The sequence below is a fragment of the Inquilinus sp. genome (assembly GCF_039594555.1).
Lineage (GTDB): Bacteria > Pseudomonadota > Alphaproteobacteria > DSM-16000 > Inquilinaceae > Inquilinus.
This window is the reverse complement of the sequence record NZ_JBCNNF010000006.1, coordinates 1-26,596: the sequence shown is the minus strand read 5'-3', so window position 1 is coordinate 26,596 and position 26,596 is coordinate 1. Positions and strand designations below refer to the sequence as shown.

Sequence of the window (26,596 nt, the reverse complement as noted above, 5' to 3'; positions counted from 1 at the left end):
GATGCTACGCTTTTATGGATATTTGACGGGGGTGCCGATGGCCGAAGGCCAGGCCGTGCGCAAGGTGAATGGGGGGCGGCGGCAATCGAAGGAGCTGCGGCGGCAGGAGCTGATCGAGGCGACGATCGACGCCATCGCCAAACGCGGCTACGAGGAGACGACGATGGCCGTGGTCGCCGACGGCGCCGGCCTGTCGCGCGGCATCGTCAACTTCCATTTCGAGAGCAAGGAGAAGCTGCTCGTCGAGACGCTGCGCTACATGTCCGACGAGTACCGCGCCCATTGGCGCCGCGCCTTGCACGAGGCCGGGCCGGCCGCGGCGGAGAAGCTGTGGGCGCTGGTCCTGGCCGATTTCGACCGCCGCATCTGCAACCCGCGCAAGATCGCCGCCTGGTGCGCCTTCTGGGGCGAGGCCAAGACCCGGCCGCACTACCGCGCTTTGTGCAGCGCCAACGACCAGGACTACCACCTGACCCTGCTGAACCTGTGCCGCGAGCTGGCGGCGCCGGGCCAGTCGCCGGACCTGCTGGCCCGCAGCCTGAACGGGCTGCTGGAGGGGCTGTGGCTGCATGTGATGATGGGGCCGAAGGAGTTCGGCCGCGAGGACGCCCGGGCCTGCGCGGTCGAGATGCTGGTCTCGGTCTTCCCCCGGCATTTCACCCGGGACGGCCCGATCCGGCCAGGGCCTGAGGATGGGAAGGGGTGACCCTTCCTTTACTGTCATCCTCGGGCTTGACCCGAGGATCCAGGGGCCACGGAGAGCGGCTCTGGCCGCCCCTGGATTGCCGGGTCAAGCCCGGCAATGACAAAAAGGGGAGCTGGCGGCAGTCAGGACCAGGAAGAAGGCCATGAGCTTCACGCTCCCCGACAGCGCCCGCGACTGGCAGGACAGGATCCGCCGCTTTGTCGAGGCCGAGCTGATCCCGTGGGAGGTGGAGGCCGAGCTGGCCAGCGGCGAGATCCCGGCCGAGGTCGCGGCCCGGCATGAGCGCATCGCGCTGGAACTGGGCCTGCCGCGGATCGACGCGCCGCAGCGCCATGGCGGGCTGGGGCTGCCGCTGCTCGACCAGGTGGCGATCGCGGAGCAGACCGGCCGCGTCACCAACGCCCTGGCCTGGTGCTATGGCGAGGCGCAATCCTGGATGTTCGAGGCCTGCTCGCCGGACCAGATCGACCGCTTCATCCTGCCGCTGATGCGCGGCGAGCGGCATGTCTGCACCGCGGTGACGGAGGAGGGCGCCGGCTCCGATGTCGACGACATCGCCACCACGGCGCGGCGCGACGGCGACCACTACGTCATCGACGGCGAGAAATGGCACGTCACCAGCGCCAACCTGGCCGACACGGTGATCGTCCAGGCCAGGACCGATGGCGGCCACGCCTTGTTTTTCGTCGAGATGCCGGCCGAGGGGCTCAGCACCGTGCGCAGCCCGGCCTACACCCACAGCTATCGCCATCACCACCCGATCCTGCGCTTCGATGGCGTGCGGGTGCCGGCGGCCAACCGGATCGGCGCCGAGGGGCAGGGGATGGGCTTCATCCATGCCTGGTTCCGGCGCGAGCGGCTGATGATCGCGGCGCGCTGCTGCGGCGCGGCCGACCGGCTGATCGAGGCGGCCACCGAATTCGCGGCGGAGCGGAAGATCGGCGGCGAGCCCATCGCGCGGTTCCAGCTGGTCCAGGCGATGCTGGCCGACAGCGTCGCCGAGCTGCACGCCGCGCGGCTCGTGACCTATGAGGCTGCCGCCGCGCATGACCGCGGCCTGGACGTGAAAGCGCTGCACGCCCGCTGCTCGGTGGCCAAGCTGCTGGCGTCGGAGATGGCCGGCCGCGTCGCCGACCGGGCCGTGCAGATCTTCGGCGGCCGCGGCTATATGCGCGAGAACGTGGCCGAGCGATTCAACCGCGAGCTGCGGGTCGACCGGATCTGGGAGGGCACCAGCGAGATCCAGCGCCTGATCATCGCCGGCAGCCTGCTGAAGCGCGGGCTGCAGGGCACGATCGGCCTGTAGGAATTCAGGTGAAGAATCCGCTGGAGAATCCCGGCGAAGCGGGCTCTGAATAGGGAAGGCCGATGGCCGCGGCGGACACAAACGGCCGGCAGGTGAGGCGACACAGGGAGCCAGGCGATGACGCGTTCCCCCTTGGCCATCGGGCTGCTGGCCGCGGCCGCCATCCTCGTCGGTCCCGGCGCCGGCGGCGCCGCGGCGCGGGCCGAGGAGGAGAAGGTTCTCAACGTCTACAACTGGGTCGACTATATCGGCGAGACCACGATCCAGGATTTCGAGGCCGAGACCGGCATCAAGGTGGTCTACGACACCTATGACGCGTCCGAGACCGTCGACGCCAAGATGATGGCCGGCCATTCCGGCTATGACGTGGTGCTGCACGGCTCGCATCTGATCCCGCCGCTGGTCAAGGCCGGGGTGTTTCGGAAGATCGACAAGTCGAAGCTGACCAATTACGGCAATCTCGACCCGGAAATCCTGAAGGTCGTCGCCGGCCACGACCCGGGCAACGAGTACTTCGTGCCTTACATGTGGGGCACGGTCGGCTTCGCCTACAATGTCGACATGATCAAGCAGCGGATGGCCGACGCGCCGGTCACCTCGCTCGACATGCTGTTCAAGCCCGAGCTGGCGGCGAAATGGGCGGATTGCGGCATCTCGATCCTGGAATCGCCGACCGACATGATCCCGCTGGCGCTGTCCTACCTGCACCGCGACCCGAACTCGCAGAAGGCCGAGGATTACGAGGCCGCGGCGGCGCTGTTCAAGCCGATCCGGCAATACGTCAAGGCGGTGGATTCCGCCAACTACCTGAACCAGCTGCCGAACCAGGAGCTGTGCCTGGCCTTCTCCTGGTCCGGCGACTACGCCACGGCGGCCAGCCGGGCGGCGGAGGCGGGGGTGAAGGTCAACCTGGCCTATTCGGTGCCGGACACCGGCGGCCCGGCCTGGTTCGACGGCTGGCTGATCCCGTCCGACGCGCCACATCCGGAGAATGCGCTGATCTTCATCAACTACATGCTGCGGCCGAAGGTGATCGCCGACGCCACCAACTTCACCAACTACGCCAATGCCAACAAAGCGTCCGTGGAGTTCGTGAACAAGGAGATCCTGGAGAACCCGGCAATCTATCCGGACGCGGCGACGCGGGCGAAGCTCTACGTCCCGGCCGACCTGCCGCAGGAGGCGCTGCGGCTGCGCACCCGGGCCTGGAGCCAGATCAAGGCCGGGCAGTAGGGGCAAAGACGGTGCGTGGCATCGACAACCCCCTCCCCCTAGCCCCCTCCCGCGAGGGGAGGGGGGACAAGGGTTTTGACGGTTGGAGAGAGATCTCTCAGCCAATGCAATCGAGTCCCCCCTCCCCTCGCGGGAGGGGGGCAGGGGGAGGGGGTTCGCGCCGCCAGACCCCGCGCCGACCCTAGATGGCCACCGCCGAGCGTTATCCGGACACCAAGGACCGGCCCTGGCTCGACCCGCAGGCCAAGCCGATCCTCCGGATCGAAGGCCTGACCAAGAAGTTCGCCGACTTCACCGCGGTCGACGGCGTCGATCTCGAGATCCACCGCAAGGAGCTGTTCTGCCTGCTCGGCGGCTCCGGCTGCGGCAAGACCACGCTCTTGCGCATGCTCGCCGGATTCGAGACGCCGAGCGCCGGCCGCATCCTGATCGACGGCCAGGACGTCACCCGGGCGCCGCCCTATGAGCGGCCGGTGAACATGATGTTCCAGTCCTACGCCCTGTTCCCGCATATGAGCGTGGAGAAGAACATCGGCTACGGGCTGAAGCATGAGGCGATGACCCCGGCCGAGCGGCGCGACCGGGTTTCCGAGCTGCTGGAGCTGGTGCAGCTGCAGGGCTTCGGCCCGCGCAGGCCGCACCAGCTGTCCGGCGGCCAGCGCCAGCGCGTCGCCCTGGCCCGGGCGCTGGCGAAGAAGCCGAAGCTGCTGCTGCTCGACGAGCCGCTGGCGGCGCTCGACAAGAAGCTGCGCGAGCAGACCCAGTTCGAGCTGATGAACATCCAGTATCAGGTCGGCGTCACCTTCATCGTCGTCACCCACGACCAGGAGGAGGCGATGGCGCTGTCGACCCGGATTGCGGTGATGAATCGCGGCCGGATCGTGCAGACGGGCACGCCGACCGACATCTACGAGTATCCGAACTGCCGCTTCTCGGCGGATTTCATCGGCTCGATCAACCTGTTCGACGGCACGGTGGAGAGCGCGGCCGACGGGCGGGTGACGGTGGCGACCGGGCAGGCCGGGCCGCTGGTCGTCGCCCATGCCGGGGCGGTGGCGCCGGGCACGAAGGTCTCGGTCGCGGTGCGGCCGGAGAAGATCGCGATCGGGCGCGAGCCGCCGCAGGGCGCCGCCAACACGCTGCAGGGCATGGTCTACGACCTTGGCTATTTCGGCGACCGCTCGCTGTTCCGGGTGAAGCTCGGCAACGGAAGGCTGGTCTCGGTCAGCCGGCAGAATGAGTGCCGCGGGCGAGAGGAGGACCGGCCGGTCGACTGGGACGACCGGGTCTGGCTGTCCTGGTCCCCCGCCGCTTCGCTGCTGCTGACCGAATGACGGCCGTTCCCGAGCCTGGGCCGAGCGCACCGCTCTGGCTTCGGGCCCTGCGCCGGGTCGGCGATGCCTGGCGCGGCCTGATCATCGGCGTGCCGACGGTCTGGCTGGTGCTGTTCTTCCTGGTGCCGTTCCTGATCGTGCTGAAGATCAGCCTGGCGCAGAGCATCGTCGGCCGGCCGCCCTATTCGGCGCTGCTGGACTGGGGCGAGGGGACGTGGCCGGCCATCACCGCCTCGCTGCGCAACTACGTGTTCCTGACCCAGGACTGGCTCTACGTCGCGGGATACCTGAATTCGGTCAAGATCGCGCTGATCTCGACCGCGCTGTGCCTGGTCTGCGGCTATCCGATCGCGTACGGCATCGCCCGGTCCTCGCCCGGCGCGCGCAACATCCTGCTGCTGTTCGTGATCCTGCCGTTCTGGACCTCGTTCCTGCTGCGCATCTATGCCTGGATGGGGCTGCTCAACAAGCAGGGCATCCTCAACGGCTTCCTGGTCTGGAGCGGCATCCTCGACCAGCCGGTCGAGATGATGAACACCGAGTTCGCGGTCTATCTCGGCATCGTCTACTCCTACCTGCCCTTCATGATCCTGCCGCTCTACGTCACGCTGGAGAAGCTGGACCAGAGCCTGGTCGAGGCGGCGATGGACCTCGGCTCGCGGCCCTGGCGGGTGTTCGTCGACGTCACCCTGCCGCTGTCGCTGCCCGGCATCGTCGCCGGGTCGCTGCTGGTGTTCATCCCGGCGACCGGCGAATACGTGATCCCGGCGCTGCTGGGCAACCCGTCCAGCCCGATGATCGGCCAAGTGCTGTTCAACGAGTTCTACTCCAACCGCGACTGGCCGGTGGCCTCGGCCGTGGCGGTGGTGCTGCTGCTGGTCCTGGTGCTGCCGATCCTGTGGTTCCAGAACCGCCAGGCGCGGGGGGAGGGGGCATGAGGGGGCCTCTCCGGGATATGGCATTTCCCCCATTGTCATTGCCGGGCTTGACCCGGCAATCCAGGGGCCGCCGGTGCGGGCGTCGGCAGTCTCTGGATCCTCGGGTCAAGCCCGAGGATGACAGTGGAGGACGTAGGGAGTCGGCGCCGTGAAGGGCCGGTCCCGCTTCCTCACCCTCTGGCTGGTGGCCGGCTTCGTGTTCTTCTACGGGCCGATCGCCTCGATGATCGTGTTCTCCTTCAACCAGTCGCGGCTGGCGACGATCTGGGGCGGCTTTTCGACCAAGTGGTATGTGGCGCTGTGGGGCAACCGGCAGGTGATGGACGCGGCGCTGCTGAGCCTGCAGATCGCCGCGGTCTCCGCCACCATCGCCACGGCGCTCGGCACCATGGCCGGCATCGCTTTGGCGCGGCTCGGCCGGTTCCGCGGCCGGTTGCTGCTGGCCGGCATGGTCACGGCGCCGCTGGTGATGCCGGAGGTGATCACCGGCCTGTCCCTGCTGCTGCTGTTCGTGGCGCTGGAGGATACGTTCGGCTGGCCGTCCGGCCGCGGCGCGCTGACCATCACCATCGCCCATGTCACCTTCTGCATGGCCTATGTCGCCGTGGTGGTGCAGTCGCGCCTGGCCGACATGGATGCATCGATCGAGGAGGCGGCGGCCGATCTCGGCAGCCGGCCCTGGCAGGTGATGGTCGACATCACCCTGCCGCTGCTGGCGCCGGCCATGGTGTCGGGCTGGCTGCTGTCCTTCACCCTGTCGCTGGACGATCTGGTGATCGCCACCTTCACCTCCGGCCCCGGCGCCAACACGCTGCCGATGCTGATCTTCTCTAAGGTCCGGCTGGGGCTGACGCCGGACATCAACGCGCTGGCGACGATCATCATCGTGGTGGTGGCCGGCTTCGTCATCGCCAGCGCCCTGATCCTGAACCGCCGCGACGCCCGCAAGGCCCGCGACAGCCGCCGCGCCGCGGCCGAAGGCGGATCGGCATAAAGATCACCATCGATTTTTGCGTAAATGTGGTGGAAGGAACCGGCTCTCGCTTCGTCACGTTGGGTATCTGCGTTGCGGCCTGGATTCGGGTCGCTTCACTGCACTGGAGGACGTGAGATGCGTTCCATATCCACGGCTTTGGCCCTGGCAGGCCTGTCGCTGCTGGCGACCGCCTGCACGGTGAACACCGCCCCGCCCGGCCGGACCACCGTTGTGGCCCAGCCGGCACCGGCTGCCGTGGTCGCTCAGCCGGCCCCGACCGTCGTCACCACCCCGGGCACCGCCTATGTCACGCCGCCGCGCACGACGGTGGTGACGCCGGCCTACTGACGCCGGATCGTTGAGCTCGTGCCGGCACGGCGCCCCGCGGCCCCGGCCGCCAGGATGTCCCGATCGGGCGTCCGCTTCCCTGGGCCGCCATGCCGGCCCGAGCCTCTGACCTCAACCCCAGCGGGGAACACGGCACCGCATCGCCCTGTTGCTGACTGAGCGCGGTGTCGCTTCTAGCCGCTTCCAACCGAAATGGAGGATTGGACATGCGCTCCATCGTTCTTGCCCTCACCATCGCCGGGCTGCCGCTGCTGGCCGCCTGCACGGTGAACAACACGCCGGACAAGCCGGACACCACCGTCGTGACCCAGCCGGCCCCGTCGGCGACCGTGGTGACGCCGCCGCCGCGCACCACCGTCGTGACCCCGGCCTACTGACGGCAGGCCATGGCGGGGGCGCGCGGCCTCACAGGTGGCGCGTCTCCGCCGGCGCCCTGTCCCAATGGTCGGCGCGGCCGTCCTCATGGGCGACCGGCAGCGCCGCCAGCTCCCCGGCTGAAACATCGTCCAGGCACGCGATGTTGATGGCGTAGAAGGTGCCGCCCAGCGCCTCCATATGGCCGCGCCCGAACGGTTTGACGCCACAGCGGCGGCAGAACAGGTGATGGATCGTGCCGCTGCCGAATTGGTAGTCCGATAGCGCGTCCCCGCCCTGCACCAGGCGGAAATCGGGCGCCGGCACGATCGCCTTCCAGAACCGCCCCTTGCCGCAGATCGAGCAGTTGCAGCGGCTGGTGCCGGCCTCCAGGTCGGCGTCGCATTCGAAGCGCACGGCGCCGCAATGGCAGCTGCCGTGATAGGTGCGTTTCATCGCATTCCCCCGTCCGATATTCAGATCTGCGCCAAGTAGGCCGGCAGCCGGTCGAAGCACTCGTTCCAGCCGCCGCGGTGGCTGTCGCGGCTCTCCACCGAGCGGAAGCCGGTCTGGCGGAAGGTCATCTCGGTCCGGCCACCGCGCTCGCGGAAGGTGAGGGCGATCAGCATCCGCTCCGCCGCCTCCTCGTCCCAGGCGAAGGTGAAGACCAGCCGCTCCGGCGGCGCGATCTCGCGATACACCCCGCCCATGCCGTAGGCGTTGCCCTCGGGCGAGGTGATGACGGCGCTCCAGGCGCCGCCCGGCCGCAGATCGATCCGCACGGCGGAGGCGGCGAAGTCCTTCGGCCCCAGCCAGCGCACCAGATGCTCGGGCTCGGCCCAGGCCTTGAAGACCAGGCTGCGCGGAGCGTCGAAGACGCGGGTAATGACCAGCTCCGGTCCTGTGTCCACAGCGGCGGCGTCACTGGGTGCGGTCATCCTTGGTCTCCTTGCCTTGCAGTTGCCGCAGATAGTCGTCCAGCCGGTCGAAGCCGCCATCCCAGAACGGGCGATAGCTCTCGACCCAGTCGGCGATGTCCTTCAGCGGGCCGGCCTGCAGCCGGCAGGGGCGCCACTGCGCCGTGCGGCTGCGCGTCACCAGCCCGGCACGCTCCAGCACCTTCAGGTGCTTGGAGACGGCGGTCAGGCTCATCGCGAAGGGCTCGCTGAGCTCAGTGACCGAGGCCTCGCCGCGGGCCAGCCGCGCCAGGATCGCCCGGCGGGTCGGGTCGGCCAGCGCTGCCAGCGTGAGACTGAGAGGGTCCGTCGACACGTATTGAACCGATTGGTTGATTAACCCAATGGTTCAGTACCGGGCGAACGACCCCATGTCAAGTGATGGGCGTCACATCGCCAGAAGGCGATCGATGCGGTTTCGCCAATCCTCGATCATGCGGGTGAACGCCGCCTCGCTCAGCTCGGCGAGATGCACCCGCCCTTGCGGGCTGAGGGCCGTATAGGTGTAGGCGATCGTGGCTTCGGTGCGACCGCCCGGCGCTTCCCGGCAGACCACCTCGACGAAGCCGAAGCGGGAGGATGGCGTGACCCGGACGTACCGGACCCGATGTGACTCGGGGTTCCAGTCAATGCAGGCCCACAGCGTGGTCTCGCCGTGATGCCGGGTCCGGAACACCATGCCGTCCATGATGTCTCCGCTCGCCGGATGCAGGAATTCGGGATCCCAGCCTTCCGCCCAGAGTGTCTCGCCGGCCGGCGTGAACAAGGGGAAGACCCGGTCGACCGGGCCTGCCAGGACGATGGCATGGCAACGCTCAAGATGATCCATGGCTCGTCCCCTCTCCTGGATCCTCCAGCCGGTGGCTGTCGGCCGCGCCGAGGTCCAGCCCGTAGATGCCCTTCAGCCTGGCGATCGTGTCCAGGGTCTCCGGCGTGAAGGGCGGCCGCCCCTCGAAGGCGTGCAACACGATGCCTTCCAGCAGTTCGCCGAGGCTCATGTCGCGATACTCCGCCAATGCCTTGAGCACCTTCACCAGCCGCTTCTCAAGGCGGACGCCGGTCTGCACGCGTTCGATGATCATGGTTGACATGTACCATGGTACATAACTGCCGGCAATTCTCATCAGAGCGGCGTCGCGTATCGGCTGCTTCTATCGCGGCTGCCCGGCTTCCGGCACGTCGCGGCGGATCCAGCTTTGGAAGGCGCGGAGATTGATCTCCTTCTCGCCCAGCACGCCGCTGCCATAGGCCGAGCCGGACAGGCCCTGCTGGACCGAGCGGATCAGCGCCGCGTCCTCGTCATGCACCCGGTTGTTCACCCGCAGGTTCAGCCGCCGGGTCAGCCGCATGGCGCGGCGGTCGTCCGGCCGGGCATAGGCCCGCCAGCGCAGGATCGACCGGCCGGGCCCGGCCGGCAGGATGTGGAAATAGTCCAGCAGGTCCGGATACAGCTCCAGCGACACGCCGGGATACAGGAACAGATAGGTCCAGCGCCGCTTCAGCGCCTCCGGCAGGTGCGGCACGTCCGGCAGCAGCCGGGCGTAGGCGCGGGTCGACCAGCCGCCATCGGGCTCCCGGCGCAGCGCGTGGCTCAGGCGGATGGTGCGGGTGGCGTCGTCCGGCTCGCGGTCATAGGCGCCGGACATCAGTCCGAACAGGCCGGGATGGCCGGTCGGGAAGTGGTAGTCCTCGAGGTAGTTGTCCCAGATGGTCTTCCAGTCGGCGTCGATCTCGCCGATCCAGTAATCGGTGACCGGCACCATCTCCTCGATCCGGTGCGCCGCCAGCTCCGCCGCATAGGGGGCGTAGCGCTCGGCCACGGACGGGCCGCCGCTTTCGAAGCGCAGGAAGACAAAGCCCGAGAACACCTCGCAGTCCAGCGGCAGCAGGCCCAGGCCGCTCGTGTCGATCTCCGGGAAGGTCTTCGCCGCCGCCACGGCGCGCAGCCGCCCGTCCCAGGCGTAGCACCAGGCGTGGTAGGGGCAGCGGATCAGCCCGCTGCAATGGCCGTCGCGGCCCTGCAGCACGGCATGGGCGCGGTGCCGGCAGACATTGTGGAAGGCGCGGACCCCGGAGTCTTCGCCGCGGATGACGAAGGCGCGCTCGCCCAGCGCCTCGAAGGTGACGTAGTCGCCGGGGGCCGGCAGCTCCGAGACATGCGCCACCAGGTGCCAGGCCGGGCGGTGGATGCGCGCCACCTCGGCCGCATGGATGCCGGGATCGGCATAGGTCCAGCCGGGCAGGGTCGGCGGTAAGGCGGGGGCGTCGGCCTCGGCCTCGGCCACCAAGCGCAGCCGGGCCGGGGCGGCGAACTCCGCCGGAAACAGGTTGGCCAGGTAACGGCGGCAGGTGTCGACTGCGTCGTCCCAGTCGAAAGCCTCGCGCTGCACCAGCGCCTCCTGCGACAGCGCGTCGACCAGGCCGCACAGGCCCAGCGCCGCGGCGCGCAGCTCGACCCGGGCGCCGGCGCGCTCGGCCAGCTCGGCCATCAGCGCGTGCACCGCCTCGTAGAAGGCGCGGTCGGAGGCGCCGACGGTTGCCATGTAGTCGTCGCGGGCCCGGCTCTCGCCCCAGAAGGCGTACCAGACCGCCAGCCGCTCCAGGCTCGCCACCTGCGGGTCGAAGCTGGCGCGGACCAGCGCCATCAGCGCCTCCTCCGGCGCCCGGCCGGCGGCAGCCACCGCGCTTTCGCACAGGGTGCGGTAGGCGTCGGCCATGCGCGCCAGCGTGGCCTGCAGCAGGTCCTGCTTCGACTTGAAGTGGAAATTCACCATGCCGGCGGTCAGCCCGGCCAGGCTGGCCACCTTGGTCAGCGTGACATTCGACAGGCCGTGCTCGGCGATCGCCGTGATCGCCGCGTCGATCAGCTGCTCGCGCCGCGCATCCTGCGGCAGCCGCGCCCGCACCCGGCCCTCCATGCCGTCGTCCATGCCAACCTCCCGATCGGCCGTTCGACTCTATCGAATGGAAATTTTAGTGAATCGAATGGCTGTTCGGCAAGTCGGATGTCTTCTCCATTCACCTTCATCGTCATCCCCGCGAAAGCGGGGATCTCCTCGCAGCCTATCGGAGAGAGATTCCCGCTTTCGCGGGAATGACGGGCTTGGAGAGATCGTGGGTTGTACGAGCGTTCAGCCACCCTGCATCCGCGCCGCCAGGGCCTGGTGGCTGCGGATCAGCCGGGGCAGGTCGAGGCCGGGGATGGCGCCGTTCCGCACCCGCCAAGCGCCGCCGACCATGACGAAATCGGCCCGGTGGGCGCCGCACAGCACCAGGGCGGCCAGCGGGTCGCCATGGCCGGCGAAGCGCAGCTCGTCCAGCGCGAACAGGGCCAGGTCAGCCTGCCTGCCCGGCGCGATCACGCCGAGATCCGGCCGGCCGAGGCAGGCGGCGGAGCCGGCGGTGGCCCAGCGCAGCGCGTCGCGGTGGCTGATCCGGGTGACGCCGGTGTGGTGGCGCTGCAGCAGGAAGGCGGCGCGCACCTCCTGCATCAGGTTCGACCCGTCATTGGAGGCGGAGCCGTCGACGCCGAGGCCGACGGACATCCCGGCCTGCTCCATGCCGTGCACCGGGCAGTGGCCCGAGGCCAGCACCTGGTTCGAACAGGGGCAATGCGTCACCGCCGTGCCGGCGCGGGCGAGGCGGCCGATCTCGGCCTCGTTGAAATGGATGCCATGCGCCAGCCAGGTGCGGGGGCCCAGCCAGCCGCATTCCTCCAGATAACCCAGCGGCCGGCAGCCGAACTTTTGGACGCAGAAGCGGTTCTCGTCCTCGGTCTCGGCCAGATGGGTGTGCAGCCGGACGTCGAGGCGCTCGGCCAGCTCCGCCGTCTTCCGCATCAGCGATCCGGTGACGGAGAAGGGCGAGCAGGGGGCCAGGGCGATCTGCACCATGGCGCCGTCGCCGGGCTGGTGATGCGCCGCGACCAGCCGCTCGCTGTCGGCCAGGATCTCGTCCTCGTCCTGCACCACGCTGTCCGGCGGCAGGCCGCCGTCGCGCACCGACAGGTTCATCGACCCGCGGGGCAGCACGGCGCGGATGCCGAGCGACTTCGCCACCTCGACCTCGATGTCGATGGCGTGCTCCAGCCCGTCCGGGAAGACGTAATGGTGGTCGGAGGTGGTGGTGCAGCCGGACAGCAGCAGCTCCGCCATCGCCACGGTGACGGCGCTGCGCAGCGCCTCCGGGTCCAGCCGGGACCAGACCGGGTACAGCGCCTGCAGCCAGGGGAACAGCTCGCGGTCCAGCGCCGCCGGCAGGGCGCGAGTCAGGGTCTGGTAGAAATGATGGTGGGTGTTGATCAATCCCGGCAGCACGACATGGGCGCCGGCGTCGAACACGCTGTCGGCCGACGCCGTCGGCTCGCGCCCCGCCGGCACCAGCTCGGTGATCTTTCCGTCCTCGACCACCACGCCGCGTTCGGCGCCCTCCGCCAGGATCGCCAGCGGGTCCTTGATCCACAGCCGCATCACGCGCCTCCTGTCCCGTCCGCGGTCAGCCTAGCAGCCCGGGGAAGGGAGGGGAGGGGTAGGCCGGTTTGAAAGTGCTTCAAACGAGATTTCCGGCGAATGGCCTTTCTACTCTCCCCCTCCCCTTGCGGGAGGGGGAGACCATCTGGTCACGCCGCGTCCTGCCGGGCCGCCGCGGGCGCGGCGATCTCGAAATCGGCCTGGCGTTCCAGCACCTTGAGGATGGCGGAGTGGTCCCAGGCGGCGCCGCCCTGGGCGACAGCCGCGTGCAGCAGCTGCTGGGTCGCCGCGGTGTTCGGCAGCGGCACGCCCAGGGACCGGGCGCCGTCCAGCGCCAGGGCCAGGTCCTTCTGGTGCAGGGCGATGCGGAAGCCGGGGGCGAAATTGCGCTGGATCATGCGCTCGCCATGCACCTCGAGAATGCGCGAGGCCGCGAAGCCGCCCATCAGGGCCTGCCGCACCCGGGCCGGGTCGGCGCCGGCCTTGGCGGCGAACAGCAGCGCCTCGGCCACCGCCTCGATGGTCAGGGCGACGATGATCTGGTTGGCGACCTTGGTGGTCTGGCCGTCGCCATTGCCGCCGACGAGCGTGACGTTCTTGCCCATCGCCTCGAACAGCGGGCGCACCCGGTCGAAAGCGGCCTGCGGCCCGCCGACCATGATGGTAAGGCTGGCGGCCTTGGCACCGACCTCGCCGCCCGAGACCGGCGCGTCGAGATAGTCGCAGCCCAGCGCATTGACCTTTTCGGCGAAGCCCTTGGTGGCGATCGGCGAGATCGAGCTCATATCGACCACGACCTTGCCCGGCGACAGCCCCTCGGCGACGCCGCCGGGGCCGAACAGCGCCGTCTCCACATGCGGCGTGTCCGGCACCATGGTGATGACGATGTCGGCGCGGCGGGCGGCCTCGGCGGCGGAGGTGACGGCGGTGCCGCCCAGCCCCTCCGGCACGCCGGTGATGTCGTGGAGGAAAAGACTGTGCCCGGCGGCGATCAGATGGCCGGCCATGGGGCGGCCCATGATGCCGAGGCCGATGAAGGCGACATTCATGACGAACTCCTGTGAATATGGAGAAGGGGCTTTCCAATCTGGTCCCCCCTCCCGCGAGGGGAGGGGGACTAAGGTATTTCGCCGACCCGCCCTAAGCCGCGACCGTGGCCTTGGCCCGATACGGCGCGAACCAGCCCAGCCCGGCCTCGGTGCCCGCCTGCGGCACGTATTCGGCGCCGACCCAGCCGGCATAGCCGAGCGCGTCGAGCAGGCGGAACAGGAAGGGGTAATGGATCTCGCCGGTGCCCGGCTCGTGCCGGCCGGGATTGTCGGCGACCTGGATGTGGCCGATGCGGGAGATCAGCGCCTGCAGCGTCGGGCCCAGGTCTCCTTCCATCACCTGCATATGGTAGATGTCGTATTGCAGCTTGGTGTTCGGCGCCTCGACCGCGTCCAGCACATCGAGCGTCTGCTGCGATCCGCTGAGGAAGAAGCCCGGGATGTCGCGGGTGTTGATCGGCTCGACCAGCAGGTCGATGCCGGCCTCGCCGAGCGCCTTGGCGGCGAAGCGCAGATTGTCCACCAGCGTGTCGCCCAGCACCGTCTCGGCCACGCCCGCCGGCCGCTTGCCGGCCAGGCAGTTGACCTGGCGGCAGCCCAGCGCCGTGGCGTAGTCGATGGCCAGGCCGACCCCGTCCTGGAATTCGCCCTTGCGGTCGGGCAGGCAGGCGATGCCGCGCTCGCCCTTGGCCCAGTCGCCGGCCGGCAGGTTGTGCAGCACCTGGGTCAGGCCGTGGCGCTGCAGCCGCTCGGCCAGCTCCTCCTTGGGGTAGGGGTAGGGGAACAGGTACTCGACCCCGGCGAAGCCGGCCTCGGCGGCGCGGCCGAAGCGGTCGAGGAACGGATGCTCGTTGAACAGCATGGTGAGGTTGGCGGCGAAGCGCGGCATGAAGGGCTCCGGGGATTGGGGCGGAGATTTGCGCTTTCTTGTCATCCTCGGGCTTGACCCGAGGATCCAGGGGCGGCCAGAGCAGCTCTTCGTGGCCCCTGGATGCCCGGGTCAGGCCCGGGCATGACAGGAAAGGGAGGGCGGAGTGTCGGGCCTTACACCGTCTCCGGCTCGCGGGCCGGGGCGGGGGCGAGGTCGATGATCTCCTCGAACTCGGTGACCTTGTCGATCTCCGGCCCCATGGCGATGTTGGTCACCCGCTCGGTGATGATCTCGACCAGCACCGGCAGGCTGGCCTGGGTCGCCCGGGTGCGCGCCCATTGCAGGGCCTCGCCGATCTCCTCCGGGTCGAACACCCGGCGGGCGATGCAGCCGAAGGCCTCCGCCGCCTTGACGTGGTCGACGCCGTAATCGCCGATCTCCGGCGCGTTGATGTTCTGGAACGAGAGCTGGACCTCGTAATCCATGTTGTAGCCGCGCTCCGCCTGGCGGATCAGGCCGAGATAAGCGTTGTTCAGCACCACCAGCACGAAGGGGATGCGGTACTGCGCCGCCACCGCCAGCTCCTCGATCAGGAACTGCAGCGAATAATCGCCGACGATGCCGACCACCTCGGCCGATGGATCGGCCAGCTTGGCGCCGGTGCAGGCCGAAACCTCCCAGCCCAGCGGGCCGGCCTGGCCGCAGATGATGTAGTTGCGCGGCTTGTACACCTTCTGGAACTGGCCGGACGCGATCTGATACAGGCCGATCGCGGTGACGAAGCGGGTGTCGCGGCCGAAGGCGGCGTTGATCTCCTGGAAGGCCCGCTGCGGCTTGATCGGGGTGTTGTCGAAATCGGTCCGGCGCAGCATGGTGCGCTTGCGCTCCTGCACCCCCGCCACCCAGCTCTCGCGCTTCGGCAGCCGGCGGCCGCGGGCTTCGGCGATCAGCGCCTCCAGCGCCAGCTTGGCATCGGCGACGATTCCCAGGTCCGGGCAGAACACCCGGCCGATCTGGGTCGGCTCGATATCGACATGGATGAACTTGCGGCCCTTCGTATACACATCCGTCGATCCGGTGTGCCGGTTGGCCCAGCGGTTGCCGATGCCCAGCACCACGTCGCTCTGCAGGAAGGTGGCGTTGCCGTAGCGGTGCTGGGTCTGCAGCCCGACCATGCCGGCATTCAGAGGATGGTCGTCCGGGATGGTGCCCCAGCCCATCAGCGTCGGCACCACCGGCACGTTCACCAGCTCGGCGAACTCGACCAGCAGGTCGGACGCCTCGGCGTTGATGATGCCGCCGCCGGCGACGATCAGCGGCTTCTCCGCCGCCAGCAGCATGTCGACGGCGCGGGCGATGGCGGCCGGGCTCGGCGCCGGCCGGGAGACCGGCAGCGGCGCGTCGGTCTCGGGATCGTAGTCGATGATCTCCTTCTGCACGTCGATCGGCAGGTCGATATGCACCGGCCCGGGCCGGTCGGAGCGCATGATCTGGAAGGCGCGGCGGAACACCCAGGGCACCTGGGCGCCCTCCATCACCGTGATCGACCATTTGGTCACCGGCCGGGCGATGGCGGCGATGTCGACCGCCTGGAAATCCTCCTTGTGCAGCTTGGCGCGCGGCGCCTGGCCGGTGATGCACAGGATCGGGATCGAATCCGCGATGGCGGAGTACAGGCCGGTGATCATGTTGGTGCCGGCCGGGCCGGAGGTGCCGATGCAGACGCCGATGGCGCCGGCCCGGGCCCTTGTGTAGCCCTCGGCGGCATGGGTGCCGCCCTCCTCGTGCCGGACCAGCACATGGCGGATGCCGCTGTCCTTCAGCGCCTCGTAGAAGGGCAGGATCGCCGCGCCGGGCACGCCGAACGCCACCTCCACCCCCTCGCTGCGCAGCACATGCACCGCCGCTTCCATCGCCGTCATCTTGGGCATCATGCCCTCCCGTTCGAAGGTTCTCGGGAGGATGGTGGCGGGCGAGGCGGGGCGGGGCCAGCGGCGGCCCGAAACATTCCAGGGCGTGGAAATCGGCGGGGCGGGGCGGTCTTTTTCACCTGGTGGAAGGGAGCCCACGCTCCCCCTTTTTGTCATGCCCGGGCTTGACCCGGGCATCCAGAGAGCGTCGACACCCTCTGGATTGCCGGGTCAAGCCCGGCAATGACAATCGTGGGGTGGGGAGAGAGGCCTCAATGAGGCCGGCCGCCGAGCTGCAGGGTCACCTTCTCGGCCGCCTGGCGCACCAGCATGCCGATCTGGCCGATGCGGTCGTCGCCCATGCGCTCGCGCGGGGCGGAGATCGACAGCGCCGCCACCGGGCGGCCGCCGCGGTCGAGGATCGGCGAGGCGACGCAGCGCACGCCGGACAGGTGCTCCTCGTCGTCGATGGCAAAGCCGGAGCGGCGGGCGCGGCTGATCTGGTCGCGCAGGCTGGGCAGGTCCGGCACCGTCTTCTCGGTCAGCCGGGTCAAAGCGAGCGCGGGCAAAGTGCGCGACAGCACCGGGTCGGTCTTGGCCGACAAGAGCGCCTTGCCGACGCCGGAGCCGTGCACCGGCAGCGGCGTCGACCCCGGCAGGCTGGCGCCCGGGTCGCCGAGCTGGTGCAGGTAGAGGATGGTGCCGCGCTCCTCCACCGCCAGGTTCACGGTCTCGTGGCACAGGCCGAACAGGGTGCGCATCGGCGGGTCGGCCAGGCGGCGCAGCCCCATGCCGTCGGCATAGGCGAGGCCGGAGAGGAAGGCCTGCACCCCGACCATCCAGCGCCGCGTCGCCGGGTCGAAGCGCACATAGTGCGCCTCCTCCAGCGTGGTCAGCAGGCGGTGGACGGTGGGGGCGGAGAGGTCGGTGGCGCGGGCCAACTCGGTCAGGCTCATGCCCTCGGCCCGGGCGGCCACGGTGTCGAGCAGCCGCAGGGCGCGGAGCAGGGACCGGACCTGCCCGGTCTTCGGCTCGTCGATGCTGGGGTCGGCGTCGCGATCGATCTCGGCCATGGCGCTCCTGACTGGACGCTCAGGCCGGTGACCGGCTGCGCGTACCCTCCCGTTCGTGCATGCGGCGCCCTTGGATGTAGGTCGCCTTGATCGACCGATCATCGCCCAAAGTCATGAGGATGAACAGTTCTTCCTCCAGATCGGCCTCCACCGCCTCCATCCGGTGCGCCATGGCGGCGGTGGCGCGGGCGTCCAGCACCACCAGGTCGGCATAGCGGCCGGGGGCGATGCTGCCGATCTCCTGCTCCAGGCCCAGCGCCTCGGCATTGCCGGCGGTGACCAGGTGGAAGGCCTCCAGCGCCGACAGGTTGGTGCCCTGCAGCTGCTGCACCTTGTAGCCCTCGCCGAGCGTGCGGAGCATGGAGTAGCTGGTGCCGCCACCGACATCGGTCGCAGCCGCGATCCGCACCGGCGGGTCGCGCCGGGCCAGCTCGCGCATCGGGAACAGGCCGCTGCCGATGAACAGGTTCGAGGTCGGGCAGAACACGGCGACCGAGCCGGTCTCGGCCATGCGCGCCCGCTCGCGCTCCTCGAGATGGATGCAGTGGCCGAACAGGGTCTTCGGGCCCAGCAGGCCGTAGCGGTCATAGACATCGAGATAATCGCGGCTGTCCGGGAACAGCTGCTTCACCGCCTCGATCTCCTTCAGGTTCTCGGCGATATGGGTCTGGACATAGGCGTCCGGAAACTCGCGGGCCAGCGCGCCCGCCGCCTCCAGCTGCGCCTCGGTCGAGGTGATGGCGAAGCGCGGGGTGACGGCATAGCGCTGCCGTCCCTTGCCGTGCCAGCGCTCCAGCAGGCGCTTGCTGTCGTCATAGGAGGATTGGGCGGTGTCCAAGAGACCGGGCGGGGCGTTGCGGTCCATCATCACCTTGCCAGCGATCATGGCGGTGCCCAGCCGCTCGGATTCGGCGAAGAAGGCCTCGGCCGAGCCGGGATGGACCGAGCCGTAGACCGCGGCGGTGGTGGTGCCGTTGGCCAGCAGCTCGGTCAGGAACCACTTGGCCTGGCGCTCGGCATAGGCCGGGTCGCCATACCGCTGCTCGGCGACGAAGGTGTATTTCTGCAGCCAGTCCAGCAGCTGCGCGCCGTAGGAGGCGATCACCTGGGTCTGCGGGAAGTGCAGATGCGCGTCGATGAAGCCGGGCAGGATCAGCTCGTCCGGATAGTGGTCGACCGCGGTGCCGGGCGGCAGCTTCGGCAGCACCTCCGTCGCTGGGCCGACCCGGGCGACCCGGCCGTCCTCGACGACCACCACCCCGTCCGGGATGTAGCGATAGCTGGCGGCGTCGCCGGCGCCCTTCGGGGCGGCGAGGAAGCTCAGCAGGCGGCCACGCAGGGCGGTGGTTGGGGCGGTCATATCAGATCTCCGGTCGCGCGGGATTCCAGCCGAGTGTCGTCACGACACCCTTTCTGTCATTGCCGGGCTTGACCCGGCAATCCAGGGGCCACCGAGAGCCGCCCTGAAAGCCCCTGGATCCTCGGGTCAAGCCCGAGGATGACAAAGGAGGGAAGGCCAAGGACATCTTGGGTCTCACTGCACGGCCGTGTCGGGATCGGCCGTCCAGCGCCCGAGGAGGTCGCGCTCCTCCGGCGTGATCTGGCTGACATTGGCCGGCGGCATCGCATGGGTCAGCACCGCCTGCAGGCGGATCAGCCTGGCGTGGCGCCGGATCTCCTCCGGCGAGTCCAGCAGCACGCCGCGCGGCGCCTCGTTGATGCCCTCCCAGCCCGGCATGGTGGAATGGCACATGCTGCAGCGGGACACCACGATGTCGGTCACCTGGGCGAAGGACACCGGACCCGCCGCGGCGGCCGCCTGCACCGGGGCGGGCGCCGGCTGGTCGATCCAGGGCTTGGTCGCGGTCGCCACCTCATGCTCGCGCGGCGGCGGCAGGGAGGACAGCCAGATGATCGCCGCCATGCAGGCGGCGGCCACCGCCCAGGTCCACCACGGCGTCGCCTTGCCGGCATGGCGGGAGTTGAAGAAGTGCCGGATCACCCCGCCCATCACCAGCACCAGCGCCGTCATCACCCAGGCCCAGTGCGACCCGAAGGCCAGCGGGTAGTGGTTGCTGAGCATCAGGAACAGGACGGGCAGGGTCAGATAGTTGTTGTGCAGCGACCGCTGCTTGGCCTGCCGGCCCAGCCTCGGGTCCGGCGACTGCCCGGCCAGCAGGGCGTCCACCACCTTGCGCTGGTTCGGGATGATCAGGAGGAAGACGTTGGCCACCATCATGGTGCCGATCAGCGCGCCCATCTGCAGCATGGCGCCACGGCCGCTGAACACCTGGGAGAAGCCGTAGGAAGCCGCGACCAGCACGACGAAGCCGGCGGCGGCCAGCTTCACATCGCTTTCGCCCAGCGGCGACTTGCACAGCAGGTCGTAGGCCAGCCAGCCGAGGGCGAGGCTGACGACGCTGAGGGCGATCGCCTCCTTCGGCGACAGCATCGACACCTGCGGGTCGACCAGGAACAGGTCGGCGCCGCGGTAATACAGGACGCAGAGCAGGAAGAAGCCGCTGATCCAGGTGGAGTAGGCCTCCCATTTGAACCAGGTCAGCTCCTTCGGCAGCCGGTCCGGCGCCACCAGGTACTTGACCATGTTGTAGAAGCCGCCGCCATGGATCTGCCAGGCCTCGCCGCCGGCGCCCTTCGGCAGGTCCTCGCGCTTCTTCAGGCTGAGGTCGAGGGCGACGAAGTAGAAGGAGGAGCCGATCCAGGCGATCGCGGTGATCACATGCACCCAGCGGGCCACGAAGTTGATCCATTCCCAGATGATCGGCTCCATGCCGCCGCCTCCGCCGTCCTGGCTGATTATCCGTTCCGACGAGCCTAATGAACATCGCTGCGGCGAGGGAAGCGTGGGCAGACCACAGCACTTTCAAAAGAAAGGCTATAATCCCATCCGGCGAATGCGCTCAGAATCGCCTCGAGCAACAGGGAGCCCGGATTGGCGCTGCTGGAGAACATGCGGGTCTTCGTGCGCGTGGTCGAGCTCGGCAGCCTGTCGGCGGCCGGCCGGCAGGTGCGCATGTCCCCGGCCGTGGTCAGCCACCGCATCCAGCAGCTGGAGCAGCATCTCGGCGTCCGCCTGCTGAACCGCACCACCCGCCAGGTGCAGACCACGGAGCACGGCCAGACCTTCTACCGCCACTGCCTGGTGGTGCTGGACGCGATGGAGCGGGCCGAGACCAGCGTCGCCACCACCAGCGGCGTGCCTTCCGGCAGCCTGCGGGTGACAGCGCCGCTCGGCTTCGGCCGCCGCATCCTGGCGCCGCTGGTGCCGCAGTTCCACGAGCTGTATCCCCGGGTCGACGTGCGCCTGCGCCTGTCCGACCACCTGCTCGACCTGCTGGGCGAGGCGGTGGACCTGGCGATCCGCATGGCGGAGCTGAAGGATTCCAGCTTCGTGCTGCGCAAGATCGCCGATTGCCGGCGGGTGCTGTGCGCGGCGCCGTCCTATCTCGAGGCCCAGGGCAACCCGAAATCGCCCGAGGAGCTGATGGGCCACAACTGCCTGCTGCTGCGCTTCCCGGGGTCGCGGCAGTACCAGTGGACGCTGGAGGGCAGGGACGGCCCGTCCAAAGTGCCTGTGCGCGGCAGCTTCGACGCCGATGACGGCGACGTGCTGACCGACTGGGCGCTGGACGGCCGCGGCATCGTTATGAAGCCGGTGTGGGAGGTGGCGGCCCATCTGCGCAGCGGCGCGCTGCGGGTGGTGCTGCCCGACCACCCGCCGGAACCGGTGGTGCTGGCGGTGCTGTACCCGCATCGCAGCTTCCTGCCGGCCAAGGTGCGGGTGTTCTCGGACTACCTGGTGGAGCAGACGCGGGCTCGGCTCAGCCCCGATCTCGCGCTCTGATCGCCTCGGCGATCCGGGCCGCGACCCGGTCGATCTCGTCCTCGGTGGTGCCGCGGCCGAGGCCGAAGCGCAGGCTGCCATAGGCCTGCTCCGGCGACAGGCCGATGGCGCGCAGCACATGCGACGGCTCCGGGCTGCCGGTGGAGCAGGCCGAGCCGGTGGACAGCGCCAGGTCGGGCAGGTCCAGCAGCAGGTCGGCGGCATCCAGCCCCGGCACGCTGACATTGAGGCAGCCGGGCAGGCCGTGGTCGGATGAGCCGTTGCGGCGCAGCTCCGGCAACCCGTTCTGCAGCGTCGAGAACAGCCGCTCGCGCAGGGCGGTCAGGCGCTGCGCGTCGGCCGACCGGCGCTGCCGGGCGATGCGGCAGGCGGCGCCGAGCCCGACGCACAGCGCGGTCGGCAGGGTCCCGGCCCGGCGCCCCTCCTGCTGGTCGCCGCCATGGAGCAGGGGGCGCAGCGAAGTGCCCTCGCGCACGAACAGCGCGCCGATGCCCATCGGGCCGTACAGCTTGTGCCCGGACAGGCTGAGGAAGGCGAGGTCGAGGGCGCGGATATCGACCAGGCCCGTCGACAACATCTGCACGGCGTCGCTGTGCAGCAGGGCGCCGGCCTCGGCGCAGATCCTTGCCGCCTCGGCCAGCGGCTGGATGGTGCCGATCTCGTTGTTCGCGGCCATCAGCGAGACCAGGGCCGGGCGGCCGGCCAGCAGGGTCTTCAGCGCGTCGAGATCGGCGGTGCCGTCGGGCCCGACCGGCAGGGTGGCGGTGCGGTGCCCTCGCGCGGCGAGCTCCGGCAGGCAGGCCAGGACGCTGGGATGCTCGATCGCCGAGGCGATCGCCGGCCAGCCTGCGGGGATGCCGCCCAGCAGGGCCAGGTTGTTGGCCTCGGTGGCGCCGCCGGTGAACAGGATCTCGCCCGGCCGGGCGCCGATCAACGCCGCCACCTCGGCCCGCGCCGCCTCGATCGCCTCCGCCGCCCGCCAGCCCGGCCGGTGCCACGCCGCATGCGGGTTGCCGACCGCGGCCGGATCGAGCCAGGGCCGCATGGCGTCGAGCACCTCGGGATCCAGCGGGGTGGAGGCGAGATGGTCGAGGTAGAGGACGCGATCGGCGCTCATGAGGGACGTCCCATTCCGCCTATGGCGCCACAGTTTCCTATCGTGCTGTAGCCTTTGCGCACGGCGCCGCCGCACAATGGAGTCCCCCCTCCCCTCGCGGGAGGGGGGTAGGGGGAGGGGGTTTCCGAGGCAACGCGCTGATGGCCGATGAACGCGTCCGGTCTCTGCGGCAGAACCAAACCGAAGCCGAACTTCTGCTGTGGCATCAGCTGCGGGACAAACGCGTTGGGGGCCTCCGCTTCCGGCGCCAATACCGCCTCGGCCCGTTCATCGTCGATTTCGTCTGCCTCTCGGCACGGCTGGTGATCGAGGTGGACGGGCCGTCGCACGAACTGACATTCGATGCCGATGCCAGGAAAACGCGCTGGCTGGAAGATCAGAGCTTTCGCGTCGTGCGCTTCTCCAACGGCCAAGTCATGTATGAACTGGAGGGTGTCATACAAGCAATCCGAGAGGTGTTGGCCGGGGGAGGTGAATAGTTGGGGGCTTGGCTCTTGCGGCGGGAACCCCCTCCCCCTACCCCCCTCCCGCGAGGGGAGGGGGGACTCAAAATGGACCACGTGTGGCCGCGTGTCAGGCCTCGACACCCTCGACATACCAATCCATCTTGGCGATCTCGTCGTCGCTCAGGGACTTGCCCTCGGGCACGACCAGCTCGCCCTTCTGGTTCTTGATCGGGCCGGCGAAGGGGTCGAGCGTGCCGGCGATGATGTCGGCCTTCGTCTTCTCCGCCGCGGCCACCACCTCGGCCGGCATCGCCTCATTGTACGGCGCCAGCGTGACCATGCCGTGCTTGAAGCCCCACCAGATGCTGGAGGTCTTCCAGGTGCCGTCCATCACCGCCTGCACCCGCTCGACGTAATACGGGCCCCAATTGTCGACGATCGAGGTCAGCTGCGCCTTGGGCGCGAAGTTGCGCATGTCCGAGGCCTGGCCGAAGGCGTGGATGCCGCGCGCCTCGGCGACCTGGATCGCGGCCGGGCTGTCGGTGTGCTGGCACAGGATGTCGGCGCCGCCGTCGATCAGCGCCTTGGCGCCGTCGCTCTCCTTGCCCGGGTCGTACCAGCTGTTGACCCAGATCACCTTCACCTTCATGTCCGGCCGGATCTTCCGGGCCGCGAGGGTGTAGGCGTTGATGCCCATTACCACCTCCGGGATGGGAACCGAGCCGATATAGCCGGTGATGCCGGACTTGGTCATGTGGCCGGCGATGGTGCCGCACACCGCGCGCCCCTCATGGAAGCGGGCGTTGTAGGTGCTGACATTCGGCGCGGTCTGGTAGCCGGTGGCGTGCTCGAACTTCACCTTCGGCAGCGTCTTGGCCACCCGGATCGTCGGGTTCATGTAGCCGAACGAGGTGGTGAAGATCAGCTCGTTGCCGGCCTGGGCCAGCTGGCGCAGCACGCGCTCGGCGTCCGGGCCCTCCGGCACGCTCTCGACATAGCTGGTCTTCACCTTGTCGCCGAACTTCGCGTCGATCTCGCGGCGGGCGACATCGTGGCCGTGGGTCCAGCCGTAATCGCCGATCGGGCCGATATAGATGAAGCCGACCTTCAGCGGGTCCGCCGCCCAGATCCGGCCGGGCAGGATCGTCGTCGCCAGGGTGGCCGCGGAGCCCGCCAGCACCGACCGGCGGGAGAAGCGCATCGACATGAAGACCTCCTTGTTGTGATTCATCGGATGATAGCGATCCGTGATTGGAAGCGCGATTGGGATCGCGCTCCTGTCCGGCCTAGATCGACGGCCGGAACGGCTTGCCCAGCGCCGCCGGCGCCTGCAGCCGGCCGCGCCACGGGCCGGCGGCGATGATCACCAACACCGCGATGGTGGCGAGGTAGGGCAGCATGGTGAAGACCTGGGCCGGGATGTCGATGCCGCCGATGCCCTGGGCGTGCAGCTGCAGGATGGTGACGCCGCCGAACAGATAGGCGCCCAGCAGCACCCGCCATGGCCGCCAGGAGCCGAACACCACCAGCGCCAGCGCGATCCAGCCGCGACCGGCGGTCATGCCCTCGATCCACAGCGGGGTGTAGGACAGCGACAGGAAGGCCCCGGCCAGCCCGGCCATGGCGCCGCCGAACAGGCAGGCCAGGTAGCGCACCAGCAGCACCGGATGGCCGATCGAATGCGCCGATTCCGCAGATTCCCCGACCGCGCGCAGCACCAGCCCGGCGCGGCTGCGCTTCAGGAACCACGCCACCCCGAAGGTCAGGGCGACCGACAGGTAGACCAGCGCGTCCTGGCCGAACAGCAGCGGCCCGACCACCGGCAGGCCGGTCAGCACCGGCAGCGCCAGCTTCGGCAGCGGCGCGATCGGGTGGCCGACGAAGCCGGCGCCGAGCAGGGCGCTCAAGCCGACGCCGAAGATGGTCAGGGCCAGGCCGGTGGCGACCTGGTTGGCCATCAAGGTCAGGGTCAGCACCGCGAAGATCAGCGACATCGCCGTGCCGGCCAAGGCCGCGGCCAGGATGCCCAGCGCCGGCTGGCCGGTGGTGAAGGTGACGGCGAAGCCGGTGACCGCGCCGATCAGCATCATGCCCTCGACGCCCAGGTTGAGGACGCCGGAACGCTCGACCACCAGCTCGCCCAAGGCGGCGAGGAGGAGGGGGGTGGCCGCGGTGATCACCGTCGCCGCGATCAGGACGAACATCTCCATCACGACACCGTCACGGGCTTGGCCTGGGCCGAGGCCCAGCGCAGGCGGTAGCGGACCAGCACGTCTGCGGCCAGCAGGTAGAACAGCAGCATGCCCTGGAACACCCCGGTCGCCGCGGTCGGCAGCCCGGCCGAGACCTGGGCGTTCTCGCCGCCGATATAGGACAGGGCCATGACCAGCCCGGCGACGACGATGCCGATCGGGTGCAGCCGGCCGAGGAAAGCGACGATGATCGCGGTGAAGCCGTAGCCCGGGGTCAGCTGCGGGATCAGCTGGCCGATCGGGCCGGCTGCCTCGAAGGTGCCGGCCAGCCCGGCCAGGGCGCCGGACAGCAGCAGGCTGAACCAGGTCACGCGCTTGCGGCTGAAGCCGGCGAAGCGGGCGGCGGCCGGCGCCTGGCCCACCACCTGGATCTGGAAGCCGAACACGGTGCGGCCCATCAGGAACCAGGCGCCGACCGCGACCAGCCCCGCCACCAGCACGCCGAGATGCAGCCGGGTGCCTTCGACCAGGATCGGCAGCACCGCGGCGTCGGTGAACATCCGGGTCTGCGGGAAGTTGTAGCCGTCCGGGTCCTTCCACGGCCCGTACACCAGCAGGCCCAGCACCTGGACGGCGACATAGGTCAGCATCAGGCTGGTCAGGATCTCGCTGACGTCGAAGCGGGTCTTCAGGAAGGCCGGGATCGCGGCATAGGCCATGCCGCCCAGGGCGCCGGCGACGCACATCGCCGGCAGGATCCACCAGCCCTCCTCGCCCCAGAAGCCGAGGGCGACAGCGCCGGCGGCGACGGCGCCGATGATCAGCTGGCCCTCCGCCCCGATGTTCCAGACATTGGCGCGGAAGCCGATGGCCAGGCCGGTGGCGATCAGGATCAGGGGCGCCGCCTTCACCCCCAGCTCGGTCCAGCCGTAGAAGCTTTCCACCGGCACGATCAGGAACTGGTACAGCGTCTCGGCCGGATCCAGGCCGAGGGCCAGGAACAGCAGGTAGCCGCTGGCGACGGTCAGGGCGATGGCGATCAGCGGCGTCAGCCACACCATGGCGCGCGATGGCTCGCGGCGAGGCTCGATCCTAAGCGACATGGGCGGCGTGCTCCTTCTCCTCGGCCGCGGCCGGCTCGGTGCCGTGCAGCCCGCCCATCAGCAGGCCGATCTCGGCGACCGAGATGTCATGGGTCGGCCGGGCCTCGGACAGGCGGCCGAGATTGATCACCGCGATGCGGTCGGTGACCTGCAGCAGCTCGTCGAGATCCTGCGAGATCACCACCACCGCGGCGCCGTTCTGGGCCAGGGTCATCAGCGCCTGATGGATCGCGGTGGCGGCGCCGGCATCGACGCCCCAGGTCGGCTGCGACACGATGAAGATCTCGGGCGTCTGCAGCACCTCGCGCCCGACCACGTATTTCTGCAGATTGCCGCCGGACAGGCTGCCG

Annotated in this window: 27 protein-coding genes and 1 pseudogene; 10 read left to right on the top strand and 18 right to left on the bottom strand. The window is 69.3% G+C overall.

What is annotated here, in order from left to right; all coding sequences use genetic code 11:
- Positions 1-37 precede the first annotated feature (37 nt).
- The 8 genes from betI to ABDW35_RS01345 all read left to right on the top strand — a co-directional run bounded on the left by betI (position 38) and on the right by ABDW35_RS01345 (position 7,218).
- Positions 38-706, top strand: a complete 669-nt coding sequence (gene betI / locus ABDW35_RS01380) for a transcriptional regulator BetI (RefSeq protein ID WP_343712048.1) — start codon at positions 38-40, stop codon at positions 704-706.
- A gap of 142 nt (positions 707-848) precedes the next feature.
- Complete coding sequence (locus tag ABDW35_RS01375) at positions 849-2,012, top strand: acyl-CoA dehydrogenase family protein (RefSeq protein ID WP_343712047.1); 1,164 nt, start codon at positions 849-851, stop codon at positions 2,010-2,012.
- Between the two features lie 117 nt (positions 2,013-2,129).
- Positions 2,130-3,245 (top strand): polyamine ABC transporter substrate-binding protein, encoded by a 1,116-nt coding sequence (locus ABDW35_RS01370; protein WP_343712046.1) that lies wholly within the window; start codon positions 2,130-2,132, stop codon positions 3,243-3,245.
- A 185-nt stretch (positions 3,246-3,430) separates the two neighbouring features.
- Positions 3,431-4,579 carry an ABC transporter ATP-binding protein gene (locus ABDW35_RS01365; protein ID WP_343712045.1) on the top strand — a complete coding sequence of 383 codons (1,149 nt, stop codon included), beginning with the start codon at positions 3,431-3,433 and terminating at the stop codon, positions 4,577-4,579.
- A complete protein-coding gene (locus ABDW35_RS01360) occupies positions 4,576-5,517 on the top strand; it encodes an ABC transporter permease subunit (RefSeq protein ID WP_343712044.1) in 942 nt (313 codons plus the stop codon). The genes ABDW35_RS01365 and ABDW35_RS01360 overlap by 4 nt, the downstream gene beginning before the upstream one ends.
- Before the next feature lie 148 nt (positions 5,518-5,665).
- Positions 5,666-6,511 carry an ABC transporter permease subunit gene (locus ABDW35_RS01355; RefSeq protein ID WP_343712043.1) on the top strand — a complete coding sequence of 282 codons (846 nt, stop codon included), beginning with the start codon at positions 5,666-5,668 and terminating at the stop codon, positions 6,509-6,511.
- 117 nt (positions 6,512-6,628) lie between these two features.
- Positions 6,629-6,841: a hypothetical protein gene (locus ABDW35_RS01350; protein WP_343712042.1), complete on the top strand. Its 213-nt coding sequence runs from the start codon at positions 6,629-6,631 to the stop codon at positions 6,839-6,841.
- A 206-nt stretch (positions 6,842-7,047) separates the two neighbouring features.
- The gene (locus ABDW35_RS01345; protein ID WP_343712041.1) at positions 7,048-7,218 is read left to right on the top strand and encodes a hypothetical protein; all 171 of its coding nucleotides are present in this window, start codon (positions 7,048-7,050) and stop codon (positions 7,216-7,218) included.
- A 28-nt stretch (positions 7,219-7,246) separates the two neighbouring features.
- Here the strand turns inward: ABDW35_RS01345 and ABDW35_RS01340 are convergent, their stop codons facing one another.
- From ABDW35_RS01340 to ABDW35_RS01280, 13 genes are all read right to left on the bottom strand, one after another.
- Positions 7,247-7,651, bottom strand: a complete 405-nt coding sequence (locus tag ABDW35_RS01340; RefSeq protein ID WP_343712040.1) for a GFA family protein — start codon at positions 7,649-7,651, stop codon at positions 7,247-7,249.
- A 20-nt stretch (positions 7,652-7,671) separates the two neighbouring features.
- Positions 7,672-8,133 carry an SRPBCC domain-containing protein gene (locus ABDW35_RS01335; protein ID WP_343712039.1) on the bottom strand — a complete coding sequence of 154 codons (462 nt, stop codon included), beginning with the start codon at positions 8,131-8,133 and terminating at the stop codon, positions 7,672-7,674.
- Positions 8,117-8,467 (bottom strand): metalloregulator ArsR/SmtB family transcription factor, encoded by a 351-nt coding sequence (locus ABDW35_RS01330; RefSeq protein WP_343712038.1) that lies wholly within the window; start codon positions 8,465-8,467, stop codon positions 8,117-8,119. The genes ABDW35_RS01335 and ABDW35_RS01330 overlap by 17 nt, the downstream gene beginning before the upstream one ends.
- Before the next feature lie 72 nt (positions 8,468-8,539).
- A complete protein-coding gene (locus ABDW35_RS01325; RefSeq protein ID WP_343712037.1) occupies positions 8,540-8,980 on the bottom strand; it encodes an SRPBCC family protein in 441 nt (146 codons plus the stop codon).
- Positions 8,967-9,233, bottom strand: a complete 267-nt coding sequence (locus ABDW35_RS01320) for a hypothetical protein (RefSeq protein WP_343712036.1) — start codon at positions 9,231-9,233, stop codon at positions 8,967-8,969. The genes ABDW35_RS01325 and ABDW35_RS01320 overlap by 14 nt, the downstream gene beginning before the upstream one ends.
- 69 nt (positions 9,234-9,302) lie before the next feature.
- Positions 9,303-11,081 carry an SRPBCC family protein gene (locus tag ABDW35_RS01315; RefSeq protein WP_343712035.1) on the bottom strand — a complete coding sequence of 593 codons (1,779 nt, stop codon included), beginning with the start codon at positions 11,079-11,081 and terminating at the stop codon, positions 9,303-9,305.
- A gap of 201 nt (positions 11,082-11,282) precedes the next feature.
- Entirely contained in the window at positions 11,283-12,620 is a 1,338-nt protein-coding gene (locus tag ABDW35_RS01310; protein ID WP_343712034.1) for an 8-oxoguanine deaminase, read from the bottom strand.
- Positions 12,621-12,769: 149 nt separating this feature from the next.
- Entirely contained in the window at positions 12,770-13,669 is a 900-nt protein-coding gene (locus ABDW35_RS01305; protein ID WP_343712033.1) for a 2-hydroxy-3-oxopropionate reductase, read from the bottom strand.
- A gap of 91 nt (positions 13,670-13,760) precedes the next feature.
- Complete coding sequence (gene hyi, locus ABDW35_RS01300; RefSeq protein ID WP_343712032.1) at positions 13,761-14,558, bottom strand: hydroxypyruvate isomerase; 798 nt, start codon at positions 14,556-14,558, stop codon at positions 13,761-13,763.
- 155 nt (positions 14,559-14,713) lie between these two features.
- A complete protein-coding gene (gene gcl, locus ABDW35_RS01295; protein ID WP_343712031.1) occupies positions 14,714-16,471 on the bottom strand; it encodes a glyoxylate carboligase in 1,758 nt (585 codons plus the stop codon).
- A 251-nt stretch (positions 16,472-16,722) separates the two neighbouring features.
- Positions 16,723-17,523 (bottom strand): IclR family transcriptional regulator, encoded by an 801-nt coding sequence (locus ABDW35_RS01290; RefSeq protein ID WP_343712030.1) that lies wholly within the window; start codon positions 17,521-17,523, stop codon positions 16,723-16,725.
- A gap of 19 nt (positions 17,524-17,542) precedes the next feature.
- A complete protein-coding gene (gene guaD / locus ABDW35_RS01285; RefSeq protein ID WP_343712029.1) occupies positions 17,543-18,883 on the bottom strand; it encodes a guanine deaminase in 1,341 nt (446 codons plus the stop codon).
- A 174-nt stretch (positions 18,884-19,057) separates the two neighbouring features.
- On the bottom strand, positions 19,058-20,314 hold the full coding sequence (locus ABDW35_RS01280; protein ID WP_343712028.1) for a urate hydroxylase PuuD: 1,257 nt from the start codon (positions 20,312-20,314) through the stop codon (positions 19,058-19,060).
- A gap of 162 nt (positions 20,315-20,476) precedes the next feature.
- Between ABDW35_RS01280 and ABDW35_RS01275 the strand changes: the two genes are divergently transcribed.
- A complete protein-coding gene (locus tag ABDW35_RS01275; protein WP_343712027.1) occupies positions 20,477-21,388 on the top strand; it encodes a LysR family transcriptional regulator in 912 nt (303 codons plus the stop codon).
- Here ABDW35_RS01275 and ABDW35_RS01270 read toward each other — a convergent pair.
- Positions 21,366-22,505 carry a cysteine desulfurase family protein gene (locus tag ABDW35_RS01270; RefSeq protein WP_343712026.1) on the bottom strand — a complete coding sequence of 380 codons (1,140 nt, stop codon included), beginning with the start codon at positions 22,503-22,505 and terminating at the stop codon, positions 21,366-21,368. The two genes, ABDW35_RS01275 and ABDW35_RS01270, sit on opposite strands and share 23 nt — an antisense overlap.
- Before the next feature lie 140 nt (positions 22,506-22,645).
- Here ABDW35_RS01270 and ABDW35_RS01265 point away from each other — a divergent pair, with 140 nt between their 5' ends.
- Entirely contained in the window at positions 22,646-22,984 is a 339-nt protein-coding gene (locus tag ABDW35_RS01265) for an endonuclease domain-containing protein (protein ID WP_343712025.1), read from the top strand.
- Positions 22,985-23,078: 94 nt separating this feature from the next.
- Here ABDW35_RS01265 and ABDW35_RS01260 read toward each other — a convergent pair whose 3' ends face one another.
- The 4 genes and pseudogenes from ABDW35_RS01260 to ABDW35_RS01245 all read right to left on the bottom strand — a co-directional run.
- Positions 23,079-24,158, bottom strand: a complete 1,080-nt coding sequence (locus ABDW35_RS01260) for a BMP family ABC transporter substrate-binding protein (RefSeq protein ID WP_343712024.1) — start codon at positions 24,156-24,158, stop codon at positions 23,079-23,081.
- 79 nt (positions 24,159-24,237) lie between these two features.
- A complete protein-coding gene (locus ABDW35_RS01255) occupies positions 24,238-25,161 on the bottom strand; it encodes an ABC transporter permease (protein ID WP_343712023.1) in 924 nt (307 codons plus the stop codon).
- Positions 25,161-26,246, bottom strand: coding sequence for an ABC transporter permease (locus ABDW35_RS01250; RefSeq protein ID WP_343712022.1), 1,086 nt, complete (start codon positions 26,244-26,246; stop codon positions 25,161-25,163). The genes ABDW35_RS01255 and ABDW35_RS01250 overlap by 1 nt, the downstream gene beginning before the upstream one ends.
- Positions 26,236-26,596 (bottom strand): annotated as a pseudogene (locus tag ABDW35_RS01245) (ABC transporter ATP-binding protein); the annotation flags it as partial. The gene ABDW35_RS01250 and the pseudogene ABDW35_RS01245, both read right to left, overlap by 11 nt.